This is a genomic window from Clostridium sp. OS1-26, assembly GCF_030915445.1.
Taxonomy (GTDB): domain Bacteria; phylum Bacillota; class Clostridia; order Clostridiales; family Clostridiaceae; genus Clostridium_AM.
In genome coordinates, this window is sequence record NZ_CP133264.1 from 3,006,384 (window position 1) to 3,021,842 (window position 15,459).

Sequence of the window (15,459 nt, forward strand, 5' to 3'; positions counted from 1 at the left end):
AATGTTTAATGTGTTACTGTATTATATTAGTACATGTACATTAAATATACATAGTTATACATTAATAGAAATATAGGATAATAATAAAATAATTAACATAAGTTTAGAGTTATGGTAAAATGTTGATGGAAAGAGGTGTTATCATGATTGAAAAAAAAGCAAAACTATCATTTATTCTAGCGATATTAATTTTATTTCTAGGATTCTCTCCGAATGCCTTCGCGGCACAGGGTGGCCCTATTCCCGAGTCCATTCAAATTAATGATAATCATTTAAAAATGACTGGTTCAAACACGGGAACATTTCATTATAAAATATTAGATACACATGGTATAGACATAACCAGTAAAATTCCAGCTTCTGATATAAGTGTAGATGCAATTGTGGATCGAAATTATGAGGATGGAAGTGGTGGAAGGGCTAAAGTGAGCTTAGATCCATCAACAGGAACATGTACATTGACATATGATTTTTCTAACTCTAAATACGTTGAAGTTAATCTTATGTATAGTAAATTGTACGTAAGTGGCGCGGCTAATAGCACTGTGGGAAATAGTCAAACCTTATATATTGGTGAGAGCCAGGACCCATATGAGAATAAAATTTATGAAATTAATTTTCTTTCAGATTACTTAACAAAGACCGGAGCAAACACAGCCACTTTTTGCTACAAGTTATCTAATGGACTTAAAGAGATCACTAAAAATATTCCAGCTTCTCAGCTATCTGCATTTACATCTGTAGATTCAAAAGTAGTTTTAGATCCATCAACAGGGACAGGCACTATAACATTTAATTCTACTGATACTGATAAGCCAATTAAACTTACATTGACAGATAAAGTAACAGGAATAGCTGCAATATTAAATACATCGGGATTAACTAAAAACCCAGTTGGAAAGATGGCTGCATCGAAAGTTTTACAAATGAATTTTCTTTCAAGTAATCTAATAAAAACTGGGACAGATACAGCCACATTCAATTATCAAATATTAGATCATAATCATTTAAATATTACTAAGGAAATCCCAGCAACTGATATTGAGGCAGTTGCAATGATAGGTTCATCAAAATCCAAAGTGAGTTTAGATCCATCAACAGGAAAAGGTACAGTAACCTACAATTTTTCTGATGCCGATAACAAAGCTATGATTAGCTTAATACACAAAACAGGCGTTGAAGCATCTGGAGTATTAAATATAGTAAATTCTGAATCTGAAAATAATAAGAGCAACAATAGTAATGATTTAGAAATAGCTCAAATTTCTTTTATTCCTACTGATATTTTAAAGGGGGGATCGTGGTTATCGTGGTCAGAATTACAATATAAAATATTAAATAAATATGGTAAAGATATTACACGAGAAATTCCGTCTTCCCAAATAAATGTAAGTTCATCAATAAATTCACTGATAACTTTAGTACCAAAAGAAACGACATGTAGATTAAAATATAACTTTAGCGACACTGATAGAACAATCATTGTTTCATTATCGGACAAGTTAACTGGAGTAAAAGCAGCTTTAAATATAGGAGATTCACCAACGGCTAAAGATACTTCAATAGATGATACAAAAACACCAACAACTACAGGTACTTCAATAAGTGGTACGAATACATCAACAGGAAGCGCCATAACTATCAAACGATTGTCAGGAGCTGACAGATATGCAACTTCTGCAGCAGTTGCCTTAAGTGGGTGGACTCAATCGAATTACGCAATTCTGGCTAGCGGAGAAAATTTTCCGGATGCTATAAGTGCTGCGCCACTAGCTAAGAAATATGATGCACCAATACTTTTAAGTGAAGCTAATTCTATACCTGCAGAAACATTAAATGCAATTCAGCAGTTAAAAGTTAAGAATATTATTATTGTTGGAGGCACAGGCAGTGTTTCGTCAGCAGTTGAAAAACAGCTGGCTTCTTCAGGAATAGCAGTAACAAGAATATTTGGACAAGATCGTTACGAAACATGTATAAAGATAGCTGAACAGCTGGACAATGTTACTGAAATTGCAGTTGTTACAGGTGAAAGCTTTCCTGATGCTTTATCAATATCACCTATAGCTGTAAAAAGAAATATGCCTATTATATTAGTTAGTCATAATGAAATTCCAAGTGTGGTAAAAGACTATATTAACAGTCACAAATTGACTACAACCTATGTTATTGGCTCAGGAACATCATTAAATAATGCAGTGCTCAAGGGACTGTCTAATATAGAATTAATAACAGGAAATGACAAATATCAAGTAAATCTAAATATTATAGATAAATTCAAGAGCGATCTAAATCTAGGTACAGTATATATAGCTTCAGGTGAAGGTTTTGCAGATGCTCTAAGTGGTTCTATTTTAGCAGGCAAAAATTCTAATCCATTACTTTTGATTGGAAATGATCCAAGCATTGAAAAAAATTATTTTGCTAATAATTCTATTAATATATCCAATATTAATGTATTAGGTGGCATAGGAGTAGTTCCAGATGAAATTATTAATAAGTTTGCAGGAACATCAGCAACTACGACTCCTTCATCAAATTCAACTCCTCCAGCAACCTCAAAAATGGATAAAATTGAGTTTATTTCAACTAATTTAACAAAGACTGGAGCGAACACAGCGACATTCCAATACAGAGTTTTAGATAAAAATGGTGTTGATATTACTAAAACAGTTCCAGCTTCAGAGATAGGTGCAGTTGCGTCTGCAAGTTCATCAATAATCTTAGATCCGTTAACAGGAAAAGGTACCATAACATTCAACTCTCCTTCTGATAACGGTAACCAAGTTATTGTTACATTAATTGATAAAGTAACTGGTAAATTAGTAAGTTTAAATAATAAATATTCAGAACCACAACCAACTAATAATATTGGATCTACATCAGTAGCTAAAATTGAATTTATTTCAACTGTTTTAACAAAGACTGGAACGAACACAGCGACATTCCAATACAGAGTTTTAGATAAAAATGGTGTTGATATTACTAAAGCGATTCCAGCTTCAGAGATAAATGCAGTTGCATCTGTAAGTTCATCAATAGTTTTAAATCCATTAACAGGAACAGGTACCATAACATTCAACAATGCTTCTAGTACTGGTGGCGTAGTTATTATTACGTTGGTGGATAATATAAATGGCATAGTTGGCACTATTAAGTATCCTTCACTTAATCCTGGAACATCAGGTGTAAGCGAAAATCCAAGAATCAGTAAAATTATGATAAATTCAACATTAGTGATCTCACCTAACAAACAAGATGGAAGTTCAGGTAAACAAGATGGAAGTCTAGGTGATGGATATGCAACGTGTACAGTATTAGATCAAAATGGAGGAGATATTACAGGATCACACCTTGCTAATAATATAAAATATGCATGTGATGCTGGTACAGTTACAGTAGATAGTGGATTGCTTTCAGTAACACCAAATAAAGGTGTTGATTTTACGACTCTTAAGTCAGTGGTAATAACAGCTTATGATCCGAATACTGGAATTTCAACAAGTGCTACATTAACTATTGATTCCAAATATGTTAATAAGTAAATAATAAAAAATAATATCATATATAATTAGCAAAAACTTTAATGATATTTAGAACTAAGAACAAATAATTTATTCAAATGCCGTATTATTCAGATGAATTTTACGGTATTTTTACGTCGTAATTTAAATATCCTAGGATAAGTCCTAATGTAGAACTTGTTATTTCTAATGAAAGTAAATGTGTTCAATTAAGTAAAGAGAAGTCAGTAGAGTTGTTTAAAATAATCGCAGGCAAGAAATTGGATGACACAGTGTTTATGAATACTCTATTTAACATAAATGGTTTAATATAACACTGGGATATGATATAATTCTTCTATGGTGTAAGCTAGAATAGTAAAATAAAAGAAATATTAATGGGAATGCGGGTGAGGAGAATGGAAATTAAACCACAGACAGTTATTAAGATGAAAGTAATTAAAAAAAATGGATATTGTCCTGTATTTAATGAGGGAGACGAAATAATCATAAAAAAGCATTGCTTAGATGTTTTAGAGAACAAATTGCAGAAATATTGCTATGCAACGCTAAGTGATATTTATCCGAAATATTCAAAACTTAGAAAAATGCCGATTGGAAGTAAAGATATTTTCAAGTGTAGGGATAATGGAATTATTGAAATTGAACTTGAAAGATATGAAGATGAGTTATATGATTTTGAAAGAAAATAATATATAAAAACGAATATTTATTTATAATGCCGTATTATTCAAAACTGAACTGCCAACTGTCTACTTAACAAGGGACAGTTCAGAAATGAGTTTTACGGTATCTTTACGTCGCAATACAGAAAGAATATCTATTTATTTAGAGTATGTGATATTTAAACATTATGAAAATAATGTGACGTAACTATTAAAATTGAAAAAATGAACGAGGCCTTTGAAAATTGAATAATACGGTGTTAAAAAATAGAATTACTTTAAATTTATTAGAAGAACAATCATCCTTTAACATTCAGATTATGATATAATTACCATTAATAAAGTCAAAATAATAAAATAAGATTAACTAATGGAGGAGTATAAATGGAGAAGGGAAAGATGAATTCAGCAATGCCATGTATATTAAATCGTAGAAGTGTCCGAGCATATACTTCAGAAGAAGTGAGTAAAGATGCTATCATGCAAATGTTAACTGCAGCTAATTGGGCTCCATCTGGTAATAATATGCAACCATGGAGATTCTCCGTAGTAATGAATAATAAGGAACTAATAAAAAAAGTAGCGTCTCTTACTGTATACCATAATTGGGTAGAGACTGCCCCTTGCTTGATAGCAGTTTTTCTAGATACTAAAGTTCTAGACGATAAGGTTCCAAGTATTTACTTGAAACATGCTCAATCAATTGGAGCTGCAATACAAAATATGCTACTTGCTGCTCATGGACTAGGGCTAGGTACTTGTTGGATTGGAGAAATATTAAAAAATGAAGATAAAGGACGAGAATTATTGGGAGTTTCAGATGAATTACAGCTAATGGCCGTTATATCTGTTGGATACTCAAGTAGAAGTAATCTAAAATCTAATAGAAGAGACATTTCTGAAAATATTATAAGTTGGTTATAAAGTTAAGCATTTACTCTTTTTTTAAGTGAAATATGGATATCTATTTTGAAAAAGCAATATGTGTAAAAATTTGTGGAAAGTGCATATTAGTCTGCCCTTGGACACAGAGATATTTAAAGTCAAAAGTAAATAAATGATTTATGTACATATGAGGCTAATAAGCCCCATAAACACTATAAAACTAAGCGTTATGATCTTGCTCTGCCTAGTAAAAAACCTACAGATGCAAATAGAAGATTGCGAATTTCAACTATAGATGATCCATCTTGATTTAAACCTAGCCAGTGAACTGCAATAGATATTAATAGGCAAATAATTGCCACGGAGCATGCGACTATAGTTTGAAGATTTTTATTACTAATATTCGAATTTTCTGTAGTTTGGGCACCAAAAATAAAGCCGAATATATTAGACATAACTGAGCGTATAGCTATATCAGTTGGACTATTTTGGTTATTAGAATTAAAGAAAATGGTTAAAATTGTTTCGATAAGGGCTATAAAACCTATAAGAATTAGTGATTTAACTGCCATGGTAGTTGAGCTAACATATTCTTTAACGCATCGATAATATTCTTTCATAAATACCCCCACCTTTTTTGATATATGTTATGAAAAAGTATTACAAGTGTTAACAATGAATAAATTTAGAAAAGAATTCACAATGGACACGAATACGCAATTTAATTATTGGGGCTTAGCAAAAGATGACGAGTTAGAAATGGCTGGATTCAAAGTAACAATTATAAGGTCGTCAGTTATGACGACCTCTAATATATTAACCAATAGGATTATCAATCAGTGTAGCAAAAATGAATTGGTGAACATGACCATCATTGAGAGTGGTTACTCCAGAAACAAAGTGTACATGTCTACCACCATCTACAGGTATAGCTGGTCCTGTTGTAGCCCCAACTTCATGGTGATGATCTTCAAAAAAATCTGAGTTCCCTAGAAGCTGGTGAACATGATTATTACCCTGTGGTATAACTTCGCTAGTAACTCCAGCGAAACGATGGTTGTGTGGTACGTTATCTTCAAAAGCGATTTGTGTGCTACCTAGATATTCGTGCACATGAGATTGAGATTCCTCATAATAGTTACAATTTGAATTTTGATACTTATTCATTTGTTGTCCCATATCAAAGCCTCCTTTTAAACTGACAAGGTTAACTTGTCCTAGTACAAGATATGGGAAATCAATCAAAGAGTTACCATAAAAATATTTGTCTATATATTTTCAGTGCACAAGATTCTCTTAAAAGCTACTCACATATAGCTATATATCTTTTGAACTTACCTTTAGAAATATGGCATTTATCAACAATATTAAAGCCAGAAGATAGAATATACTTATCCATATTTTCAAAAGTAATAATAACCATCTTATCGGATATTCTGCGAGCAGTTTTCATAATATCTACTTGCTCTTTAAGTGTGGTAGCAGAAAATAGACCATAAGGAAGATCTATAATTGATACCTGGAACTTTTCCTCTATATCATGCATATTACCATTGGCAATTACGTCCTTGTAGTCGAAATATTTAAGATTAGTCTTTGCATTTTCAGCAATTAAAGAATTTAGTTCAAAGCCTTTAATATTAATGCCTAGTGAAAGAGCCTCCATAACAACTGTTCCAATGCCGCAGCAGGGATCTACTACTGTACACTTTAAATCGTTACATACAGCAATATTTACTATTGCCCTTGCAGCTCTTGAAGTAATTGCATTTGAGTACGAATAAGGCTTTCGATTATGAATTATCCATTCCGGTTCATTTCTTTTATATTCACCTAATATCCATTTTTCATTAACTTTTGTTACACCTAAAAGCAGCTCTGGGTTTTTCAATTCAGCTTCACCATTTATGTTTTGTCCAATTTCATATTCAATTTTACGACGTTCTTTATGGCTTAAGGTTTCATCACCATAATTTATATAAGAAACTTTAAATTTTTCAAGAGAAACTTTATCTATGACAAGCTGATTAATTATATCATCTAGACTGTTACCAGTATACATTATAGAAATACATTGTTTTATAAAGGGACTTCTAGATGGATCAATATAATGATAGGAGAAGAAGTGTTTTTGTTTTGGAACCTTGTTAAAAAGGCACTTCATTTCCATTTTACATAAAGATTCCTCATCTGCAGCAAAATTGATTACATAAAAATGTGGTTTGATTTTGTCATTAATATTTACTTTTGGTTTAATACCTTCAGGTATCAATTCTAACATAAGCACACCCTCTTTTTCTGGGTTCAGAAAATAAAAAGCATATTAAGCAATAATCATAAATATCACTTAATATGCTTAATCTATTACTAAACAATTATTTATAATATTATAAGTTCAATTTAATATAGAATAGTTATAAAGTCAATAAAAGAACATTAATTTTCTATACAAATATCTGCCATAATTACTCCAATTATGCTTCCACTTGAATTTTTGAAAGGTTGAGAAATTGTAATGCAATAATTAAAAGTTGTATTAGAAATATAAGGTTCAGTATGATATTCTTTTCCCTCCAAAGCTATTTTAAAATAAGGTCTGTAAGTAAAATCATTACCTATATTAGTGTCAACACTTGCAGATATCATTATGCCTTCTCTATTAATAATTGATACTAGTTCAAATTGTGGATATATTTTAGCTTTTTCTCTAAAGAAGTTTGAAGCATTTTCAATACTTATATTTTGTCTATTTATATCTTGAGTCAAATCTTTAAGTATTTTTAATCCTTCATTTATTAAAACTTTTTCTTTTTCACCAACACTAATATTTTTAATAAAGGAGTTTAATGTTTTATCAATATCGTCAGCTGTAGTATTCATTTTTTCAACAAGTCTGTTCATTTCCTGCATTGAACCAAGCTGTTCTTCACAAGAAGCGGAAACTTCCTCGGTAAATGCTCCAGCTTCCTGTGTTGAGCAAGCTATTTCTTCAACTAATTTAGTTACAGTGGAGGTTATTTCCATAGAGTTTACTGACAGTTCATTAATTTGCTTTATTGCATCAAAGGTAGATTGTGTTGATTCTACAATTTTAGAAAAAGATTTTTTGATTCATCTGCAAATTTTATATCTTTTTCTATTTCTTTTACCTGGTTGTTTGTTTCTGATGTAATATTTTCAATTGTTGATGTAATATTTTCGATTAATTTTTTTATTTCGCCAGCGGAGTCAGAAGATTGTTCTGCAAGCTTTCTAACTTCATCGGCTACAACTGAGAAGCCTTTTCCCTGTTCACCTGCACGAGCTGCTTCAATTGCTGCATTAAGAGCAAGTAAGTTAGTTCTCTCACTAATTTCAGTTACAACATTAGTAATGTTCTTGATTTTATCTGCTTCTATTTGAAGTTGATAAACGTTTTCAGCAAGTTTAGTTGTCATATCGCCGGTATTTTTTATGTTACCGATTAAACTGCCGAAAAGTTCGCCGTTTGCTTTTACAATTTCTATCATTTCACCTGCAACAACTTTAGTTTTCTCTGCTTGGTCCATAATTATATTGTTATTTTCAGCCATTTTTTTTACATTCTCGTCTGATAAAACAGCAGCATGTGATTGCTGATTTGTTCCTTCTGCAATGGATTGAACTGAATTTGCTATTTCATTTGAAGCTTTCTCTGTGCTTTCTGAGTTGTCCTTAATTGTTAGTGCAAGGCCTCTATTTTTGTCAGATACCTCACCAACTTCGCACAATACTCTTTTGGTATTATTTATAACTTTGTTAATATCTACAGCGATTGCCTTTAAAACTCCTTCCTCCTGGACTCTAATTGAAAGTTGTCCATCTGCTATATGTGCAAGTTTTTCTTTAAATACATCAATATTCGTGAACATACTATTGACATATATCGATAGGATTATCACTGCTAAAATAGTGCAAGCTATGGCAGTTCCTACAATAGCTAATATAATGCTTGGACTAAACATTCCATTATTAGCAGTACTCTTTAGCAGCAAGCTTAGTACATAAGAAAGAGCCGTACCTGATACTAATAATACGACAAAGAGCATAGTTGCAAGTGATAATATTATTTTGTTTTTCATTAGTGTTTTCACCCCTTATATTAATGTAATGCTTTAGTGATATGCTAGCTTATTAAGTTTAGTACTCCTTAACTTTTTTTGATATAGTAGCACAAAACATATCTATAATATAACATAAATTAGGAAAAAAATTAACTAATTTAGTAAATTTTTATAAAAATATCTATATATAGATGAGCAAAAAAAGACAGGATTTACATGAAAAGCTAAGATATAATATAGAAAAAAGACTAAATGAGGTAGGTATACTAAAATGAATTATGATGCTTGTATTAAGAAATCTATTGAATACATCGAACATAATCTAGATAAAAAAATAGAGCTTAAAGAACTTGCAGATAAGGTATTTCTATCGAAGTACTATTTTCACAAGGTTTTTCATGCCATAGTTGGCGAGCCTGTAGCTGAATATATAAGAAAGAGAAGACTTATGGAAGCGGCTAATGAACTGCTCTGCACAGAGAATAAAATTGTGGATATAGCATTAAAGTATCAATTTAGCTCTCAGGAAGCTTTTACAAAGGCTTTTAAGAAACTTTATGGAATGCCTCCAAGACAATTTAGAAGAAACAGAATGAATGTGACTCAGCCTTCCATGGCTGCCTAATATAGGGCTATTTGACCGAAAGTTAACTTATACCTCGGGCTATGTTTCCAAGATTCAGTACGTTAAAAACTTTTAGTCAGTCTAAAGCTTGTGTTTTAGACGACCTAAGAACTTAGATAAACTCGCTATGCTCAAACACTATCTAAGGTTCTAAGGTTGTCTTAAAACCCTTCACTAAGACTGACACAAAATTTTTAAATCTACCTTCATTCTTGGAAACATATCCCTTTATATAAGTTAACTTTCTAGTTAGTTTCCCTATATAGGAAAGCGTGATAAAGTTCACTTTATACATTAAAATTAGGGAAATAAAAAGTTTAAAGTGTTGGTATTTAGAGACTTATAAAATGTAAAATAAAACTTTAGGGAGTGATTTAAATGAGTTATGTACCGGTAGTTGTTGAACAATCAAATTTAGGAGAACGTTCCTACGATATCTATTCAAGATTACTTAAGGATAGAATAATTATGTTAAATGGTGAAGTGACTAATGAGAGTGCAAGTGTTATTGTGGCACAGATGCTTTTTCTTGAATCGATAAGTCCTGATATGGATATTAGTTTTTATATAAACAGTCCAGGAGGGTCTATTACTGCAGGAATGGCAATATATGATACAATGCAATATATAAAGCCGGATGTATCCACAATATGTGTGGGCATGGCTGCAAGCATGGGTTCATTTTTGCTGGCTGCAGGTGCTGCTGGAAAGAGATATGCTCTTCCAAATAGCGAAATTTTAATACATCAGCCATCAGTTTATGGAGGTTTCCAAGGGCAGGCTACAGATATAAAGATTCATACGGAGTGGCTTCTTAGAACTAAGCGCAAGTTGAATAAAATATATAGTGAAAGAACAGGTCAGCCAATTGAAAAAATAGAAAGAGATATGGAAAGAGATTTTTACATGTCTGCAGATGAAGCTAAGAACTACGGAATAATAGACAAAGTTCTTTCAAAATAGGTCATGTTAGTTGATTTTTATAATGGCTATATTTTAGAATAGCATTGATAATGTAGAAAATAACTAAGAAAGCCATTTGGCTTCCTTAGTTATTATTTTAAAAATGATATGTATTAATTTATCCGATGACTTACCCGCTCTAATACTTCCATCGCATTCTGTGAAAGCGATTCACACAAAATCAGAGATTTTGGTTCTCTGATTTTCTTCAAGTGGGAGTAAAGAGCGGCTATGTCCCTGGATAACGACTTCTAAGCTTCAGATGGAGTTAAAACTCCACCTGAAGCCAAGAATTCTGTTTATAGAATTATCTTATCTAAATTTAAGAATATACTTATCTTCTTGTTTGGTAGAACAAACTAACTTAAAGTTACAATTATTTAGTACCTTATGAGAGCCAATATTTGTTTTGAGAACTTTGGCAACTATACCTTTAGAATCTTGAAATTCATAAGCCCATTTCAGTAATGTTTCTAAAGCCTCAGTCATAAGTCTTTTTTTTCTGTAGTTAGGTGAAATACTGTATCCAACTTCTGAATAACCATTTTCATCCGGTATTCCTTTAAATCCAACAAAACCTATTCCTTTTCCATTATCCTTATCAATAATCAACCAGTAGGTATACCAGTCATGAGTATCTTCACAAACCTTTTGCATTTTCTCTACTTTCTTTGATATTGCTAATTTAACAAAGTCAAATATTGCTTCTAATTCAATAGGTGTCTCAATATTGTCAAGTTCATTATTATTAATATGTAATAGTTCGTTGAAGGATAAAGGCTTTAAAAATAATCTTTCTGACTGCAATATTTTTTCCACTACAATACCTCCATTTTGTAAACTTATGTACTGCGCAGTAAATTATAAGTCTGCACTAAATTATAGAATATATAGGTTATATTATAACATTAATAACTTCATGTTTGCCATAATAGGACATTCAGACTTATATATATGCTTTAATAATAGTAGGTTTACAAGGATATATCAATTTTCGCATTGTTTTAAAACAAGGCCTAAAATAATAAGTTTATTTGTAAAAACTCTTCCTACACCTACGGTAACTGTATATATATTAGGTGAAGGGAGATGGTAAATATGGCTGCAACATCAACAAAATTGCAGACTACACTAGTACTAAAATATAAGGACGGTGTAGATGAAAAAGGAAAAGAATTAATCAAAAACCAGAGGTTTTCAAAGGTGAAGACTACAGCCTCCGAGCAAGATGTCTATGATGTAGCTTTGGAGATTCAAAAGCTTCTAGGTAAAACGCTGGATGAAGTTATAAGAGAAGACCAAAGTTCAATAATGAATGCGTAAGGGGGAAGGTAGATGAGTAAAACATTAGTTATGAATTTTTTAAATGAGGAAGGTAAGAAAACTGCAGTAAGGGTTAGCAATGTAAAGGAGGACATAACAGCTGTAGAGGTAAGCGCTGCTATGGATGTAATAATTGCTAAAAACATATTTGCATCTACAGGAGGAGATCTGAAGTTTAAGGATTCAGCAGAGCTTACAGATAAAAATTCCACTGAATTATCTGTGAAATAGACTTATAGGGTTTCTAGGCCGAAAGTTAACTTATACGCCGGGCTATGTTTCCAAGCTTCAGCACGTTAAAAACTTTTAGCCAGTCTAAAGTTTGTGTTTCAAGATAACCTAAGAACTTTCGAGAACTCGCTGTGCTCAAACAACTCTAAAGTTCTAAGGTTTTCTCAAAACCCTTTACTAAGACTGGCACAAAGTCTTTAAATCTACTTCATCTTTGGAAACATATCCCTTTGTGTAAGTCAATTTTCTAGTTTATATTCCTATAAATACTTGTATTGAGAAGGTGAGAACACTGAGTAATGATTTATTGAATATGATAGGAAATGTTGGCTTTCCTATAGCTGTGTCTGTGTATTTGCTTGTGAGGCTAGAGGCAAAGCTTGAAGTGTTGACGGTCAGCATAAACAACCTATCTAATGCTATAAAGAATTCTTAAAAATACATGTGGGACATTGTTCCTGCATGCATTTTTTATATACAGATATCTATATATAACTTTAAGTGTAAAGTATGATAGAATGGTGATAGATGAAATAACTTATAAGGAAGGTAATATGTTGTGAGAGACATAGTTAAAATAATTTTAGGCAATATATTAATAACATTTTCTTATGCTTTTTTTACTGTGCCAAGAGAGATAATAAATGGAGGGGTAACAAGTTCTGCTTTAATAGTACACTCTTTAATAGGAACAAATGTGACAACAGTAGCTAATATACTTACAATTGTACTAACAGTTAGTTGTCTTATATTCTTAGGGAAAGAATATTTTATTAAAACTATATTTAGCAGCATATGTTATATGTTATTTTTTTATTTATTTTATTCATTTAAGTTAGCAATTAATATAAATATAGTATTAGCAATAATTATTTCGGCTGTTTTAGTGGCGATAGGATATTATTTATGTGTATCTTCAAATGCTTCTACAGCAGGCTTTGATGTTATAGCTTTGATACTTAATAAGAAAAACCCTAAAATAAATATAGCTTCAGCATTGAGAGTTATAAATATAATAGTATTAATTTTTGGATTCTTAGCATTCGGATACGAATCAATAATTAAGGGACTAGTTTTTACTATCCTATACTCAGGTATATTAAAATTATTATTTAATAAGGGATTTAAGTTTTTATCAAATTCACTTTCATGGAAAAAGGCACCACGTTAGAAAAAAATTACAAATAAGAATTTTCAGACAATATGTTGAATTTTGAAAAAATAAGTGTTATAATATATTCAAGAAGAAAGTTAAAACTTCTTCTAGTAGATTCTAACTCATTAAAGAAGTAGTGAATCAGGTATTTAGTAAGTTTTTCAGTGAATTGTTTAAAATGTCTGTCTGTCTGTCGGAGTCTGAGTCTGAGTGTTTGGCTAAGGTATATCTCTATAGTATGAGGCTTACAGTGGTAGCAGTGTATAGTAAGTTTGATTTAACTTATGGTACAAGCGCCTAAAAAGTGTTAATGTGTAGAATATAGTTAGTGCAAATAAACGGTATGTCTGTATTAAGATTGTTAAAGTTAAGTAGTTGATATTAAAAAGGTTTAGAATCTTTAACATGTGTCATTTAGCCGGGAAGTTTAAGAAGAATAGGTGATAGAAATTCAAATAGGACCAAATAATTTTTCTGATGAGTTAGGATCTGCTTAACCACTAATTAGTGTCATTTAACTAATTGGTGGTTTTTGCTTTTAGTAAAAAGATATGAACATAAATTATATAAAAAATCTTAATTATGGATATAATAAAAAAGCCCTCCAATTTAATACTATTTAATACTATAAAAAGTGCATGCAAGAAATGGTCGCGTATGCACTTTTTTATAGTCATATTTTAGAACAGAGTTCATACCATAATATCTTTAGGAGAGACATTTAGACTTTTCTTAATTACATTTTAAGAATATGAAGGAATTAAATAAATGTTTCATAAGATAATGCATATTCTCTCAAGATTATTTTGATTAAGTTTATTTAATCTAACTGCAAAATCCACAAAAACATCTTCATCATCATCTACTGCTTGTCTTATATTTACCTTCATAAACCTACCTCCAGTTTAAATTGTTTCATTGTAGATACTATAAAGTTCAATGTTGAGCTATTATTTTACAAGGTCTTTATTTTTAAAAGTTATAAACTCTTTTGCAAATTTTAAAAACAGTTCAGCAGAAAGCGATAATTTTTCATCTTTGCGTTTTATATAGTATATGTGACGCATTAGCGTAATTTCATCAACTATCTCAACTTTACTGAGCAACCCTAGTTTAAGTTCTTGTTTTACAGCACTTTCTGATATTACTGATATCCCTAAATTGCTATATATGCTTTGTTTTATTGCTTCAATACTTCCAACTACGCATATATTATTTGAAACAAACTTAAAATTACCTGCTTTCTCTAAATAAGACACTAATGAAGTATTTGGGTTGGATATTAGAAAAAATTCATTTTTTATTTCATGGATAAAAATTCTTTTTTTCGTGGCCCATGGATGTTCGTTATTTACAACCACAACCAGCGGATCTTCTAGTATAGGTTCGCATAATATGTCATTGGTGTCAGAAAAATATGGTTGTGAAATTATTCCAATGGGGTAGCTTTTATTTAACACGCCATTAATTACATTTTTAGTATATTGTACATGATTAACTATTGTAATATAAGGATATTTTTGTCTAAATAAGAACATTATGTTTGGCAATATGTATGTTCCAGGTGTGTTAGATGATGCAATAGATATTTCAGATTCCTCCATTAACTTTGCTTGCAGTAGATGTTCTTTTGCATTTATAAAAGTATTCGATATTTGTTGAGCATAAGGTAAAAAAAGGTGACCTGCTTTAGTTAGCTCGGCTTTTTTAGATTTGCGACTGAATAAATTGCAGTCAAGATATCTCTCTAACCGCTGAATTCTCATTGAAACTGCAGCTTGTGTACAGAACATCTCTTCTGATGTCTTTGTAAAACTGCTGTTTTTTGCTATAAGTAAAAAGGTTTGAAGGGTTTCTAAATCCATTTTTCCTCCTCCTTGTTAGATTATCAATATTCTAAAGTACAATAATATCAACTTTATATATAAATATTTTTTATTATATTATAAAGCATTTTTGATGAAAAATGTATAAATAAATGCTATTATAGCAGTTTTTTCAAGTG

General features: G+C 31.0%; 16 protein-coding genes. 9 read left to right on the plus strand and 7 right to left on the minus strand.

The features are described 5' to 3' along the window. Positions 1 to 143 precede the first annotated feature (143 nt). The 3 genes from RCG18_RS14670 (at position 144) to RCG18_RS14680 (ending at position 5,113) form a co-directional block, all read left to right on the plus strand. Positions 144 to 3,545 (plus strand): cell wall-binding repeat-containing protein, encoded by a 3,402-nt coding sequence (locus RCG18_RS14670; protein ID WP_308036794.1) that lies wholly within the window; start codon positions 144 to 146, stop codon positions 3,543 to 3,545. 377 nt (positions 3,546 to 3,922) lie between these two features. Then, positions 3,923 to 4,216 carry a hypothetical protein gene (locus RCG18_RS14675; RefSeq protein ID WP_308036795.1) on the plus strand — a complete coding sequence of 98 codons (294 nt, stop codon included), beginning with the start codon at positions 3,923 to 3,925 and terminating at the stop codon, positions 4,214 to 4,216. Positions 4,217 to 4,573: 357 nt separating this feature from the next. Beyond that, positions 4,574 to 5,113 carry a nitroreductase family protein gene (locus tag RCG18_RS14680; RefSeq protein WP_308036796.1) on the plus strand — a complete coding sequence of 180 codons (540 nt, stop codon included), beginning with the start codon at positions 4,574 to 4,576 and terminating at the stop codon, positions 5,111 to 5,113. Between the two features lie 188 nt (positions 5,114 to 5,301). Here the strand turns inward: RCG18_RS14680 and RCG18_RS14685 are convergent, their stop codons facing one another. From RCG18_RS14685 to RCG18_RS14705, 5 genes are all read right to left on the minus strand, one after another. After that, on the minus strand, positions 5,302 to 5,694 hold the full coding sequence (locus RCG18_RS14685) for a hypothetical protein (protein WP_308036797.1): 393 nt from the start codon (positions 5,692 to 5,694) through the stop codon (positions 5,302 to 5,304). Positions 5,695 to 5,890: 196 nt separating this feature from the next. Further along, positions 5,891 to 6,253 (minus strand): YmaF family protein, encoded by a 363-nt coding sequence (locus tag RCG18_RS14690; protein WP_308036798.1) that lies wholly within the window; start codon positions 6,251 to 6,253, stop codon positions 5,891 to 5,893. Between the two features lie 124 nt (positions 6,254 to 6,377). After that, positions 6,378 to 7,355 (minus strand): RNA methyltransferase, encoded by a 978-nt coding sequence (locus RCG18_RS14695; protein ID WP_308036799.1) that lies wholly within the window; start codon positions 7,353 to 7,355, stop codon positions 6,378 to 6,380. Between the two features lie 155 nt (positions 7,356 to 7,510). Beyond that, positions 7,511 to 8,098 (minus strand): hypothetical protein, encoded by a 588-nt coding sequence (locus tag RCG18_RS14700; RefSeq protein WP_308036800.1) that lies wholly within the window; start codon positions 8,096 to 8,098, stop codon positions 7,511 to 7,513. Between the two features lie 59 nt (positions 8,099 to 8,157). After that, positions 8,158 to 9,174 (minus strand): methyl-accepting chemotaxis protein, encoded by a 1,017-nt coding sequence (locus RCG18_RS14705; protein WP_308036801.1) that lies wholly within the window; start codon positions 9,172 to 9,174, stop codon positions 8,158 to 8,160. Between the two features lie 253 nt (positions 9,175 to 9,427). Here RCG18_RS14705 and RCG18_RS14710 point away from each other — a divergent pair, with 253 nt between their 5' ends. Both RCG18_RS14710 and clpP read left to right on the plus strand, forming a co-directional pair. Continuing rightward, entirely contained in the window at positions 9,428 to 9,781 is a 354-nt protein-coding gene (locus RCG18_RS14710; RefSeq protein ID WP_308036802.1) for a helix-turn-helix transcriptional regulator, read from the plus strand. Positions 9,782 to 10,159: 378 nt separating this feature from the next. After that, positions 10,160 to 10,744, plus strand: coding sequence for an ATP-dependent Clp endopeptidase proteolytic subunit ClpP (gene clpP / locus RCG18_RS14715; protein ID WP_308036803.1), 585 nt, complete (start codon positions 10,160 to 10,162; stop codon positions 10,742 to 10,744). Positions 10,745 to 11,056: 312 nt separating this feature from the next. On the opposite strand, the gene RCG18_RS14720 is transcribed toward clpP, so the two are convergent. Then, on the minus strand, positions 11,057 to 11,563 hold the full coding sequence (locus tag RCG18_RS14720; RefSeq protein ID WP_308036804.1) for a GNAT family N-acetyltransferase: 507 nt from the start codon (positions 11,561 to 11,563) through the stop codon (positions 11,057 to 11,059). Between the two features lie 279 nt (positions 11,564 to 11,842). Here RCG18_RS14720 and RCG18_RS14725 point away from each other — a divergent pair, with 279 nt between their 5' ends. The 4 genes from RCG18_RS14725 to RCG18_RS14740 all read left to right on the plus strand — a co-directional run bounded on the left by RCG18_RS14725 (position 11,843) and on the right by RCG18_RS14740 (position 13,469). Beyond that, the gene (locus RCG18_RS14725) at positions 11,843 to 12,067 is read left to right on the plus strand and encodes a DUF1659 domain-containing protein (RefSeq protein WP_308036805.1); all 225 of its coding nucleotides are present in this window, start codon (positions 11,843 to 11,845) and stop codon (positions 12,065 to 12,067) included. 12 nt (positions 12,068 to 12,079) lie between these two features. Beyond that, positions 12,080 to 12,298: a DUF2922 domain-containing protein gene (locus tag RCG18_RS14730; protein ID WP_308036806.1), complete on the plus strand. Its 219-nt coding sequence runs from the start codon at positions 12,080 to 12,082 to the stop codon at positions 12,296 to 12,298. 313 nt (positions 12,299 to 12,611) lie between these two features. Beyond that, positions 12,612 to 12,734: a YvrJ family protein gene (locus tag RCG18_RS14735; protein WP_308036807.1), complete on the plus strand. Its 123-nt coding sequence runs from the start codon at positions 12,612 to 12,614 to the stop codon at positions 12,732 to 12,734. Positions 12,735 to 12,857: 123 nt separating this feature from the next. Further along, the gene (locus RCG18_RS14740; protein ID WP_308036808.1) at positions 12,858 to 13,469 is read left to right on the plus strand and encodes a YitT family protein; all 612 of its coding nucleotides are present in this window, start codon (positions 12,858 to 12,860) and stop codon (positions 13,467 to 13,469) included. Positions 13,470 to 14,404: 935 nt separating this feature from the next. Here the strand turns inward: RCG18_RS14740 and RCG18_RS14745 are convergent. After that, positions 14,405 to 15,319 carry a LysR family transcriptional regulator gene (locus RCG18_RS14745; protein ID WP_308036809.1) on the minus strand — a complete coding sequence of 305 codons (915 nt, stop codon included), beginning with the start codon at positions 15,317 to 15,319 and terminating at the stop codon, positions 14,405 to 14,407. Between the last annotated feature and the right edge of the window lie 140 nt (positions 15,320 to 15,459).

What these genes read in the sequence shown, in the direction of transcription:
- RCG18_RS14670 (WP_308036794.1), top strand. Translation starts at nt 144, where the DNA reads ATGATTGAAAAAAAAGCAAAACTATCATTTATTCTAGCGATATTAATT.
- RCG18_RS14675 (WP_308036795.1), top strand. Translation starts at nt 3,923, where the DNA reads ATGGAAATTAAACCACAGACAGTTATTAAGATGAAAGTAATTAAAAAA.
- RCG18_RS14680 (WP_308036796.1), top strand. Translation starts at nt 4,574, where the DNA reads ATGGAGAAGGGAAAGATGAATTCAGCAATGCCATGTATATTAAATCGT.
- RCG18_RS14685 (WP_308036797.1), bottom strand. Translation starts at nt 5,694, where the DNA reads ATGAAAGAATATTATCGATGCGTTAAAGAATATGTTAGCTCAACTACC.
- RCG18_RS14690 (WP_308036798.1), bottom strand. Translation starts at nt 6,253, where the DNA reads ATGGGACAACAAATGAATAAGTATCAAAATTCAAATTGTAACTATTAT.
- RCG18_RS14695 (WP_308036799.1), bottom strand. Translation starts at nt 7,355, where the DNA reads ATGTTAGAATTGATACCTGAAGGTATTAAACCAAAAGTAAATATTAAT.
- RCG18_RS14700 (WP_308036800.1), bottom strand. Translation starts at nt 8,098, where the DNA reads ATGGAAATAACCTCCACTGTAACTAAATTAGTTGAAGAAATAGCTTGC.
- RCG18_RS14705 (WP_308036801.1), bottom strand. Translation starts at nt 9,174, where the DNA reads ATGAAAAACAAAATAATATTATCACTTGCAACTATGCTCTTTGTCGTA.
- RCG18_RS14710 (WP_308036802.1), top strand. Translation starts at nt 9,428, where the DNA reads ATGAATTATGATGCTTGTATTAAGAAATCTATTGAATACATCGAACAT.
- clpP (WP_308036803.1), top strand. Translation starts at nt 10,160, where the DNA reads ATGAGTTATGTACCGGTAGTTGTTGAACAATCAAATTTAGGAGAACGT.
- RCG18_RS14725 (WP_308036805.1), top strand. Translation starts at nt 11,843, where the DNA reads ATGGCTGCAACATCAACAAAATTGCAGACTACACTAGTACTAAAATAT.
- RCG18_RS14730 (WP_308036806.1), top strand. Translation starts at nt 12,080, where the DNA reads ATGAGTAAAACATTAGTTATGAATTTTTTAAATGAGGAAGGTAAGAAA.
- RCG18_RS14735 (WP_308036807.1), top strand. Translation starts at nt 12,612, where the DNA reads ATGATAGGAAATGTTGGCTTTCCTATAGCTGTGTCTGTGTATTTGCTT.
- RCG18_RS14745 (WP_308036809.1), bottom strand. Translation starts at nt 15,319, where the DNA reads ATGGATTTAGAAACCCTTCAAACCTTTTTACTTATAGCAAAAAACAGC.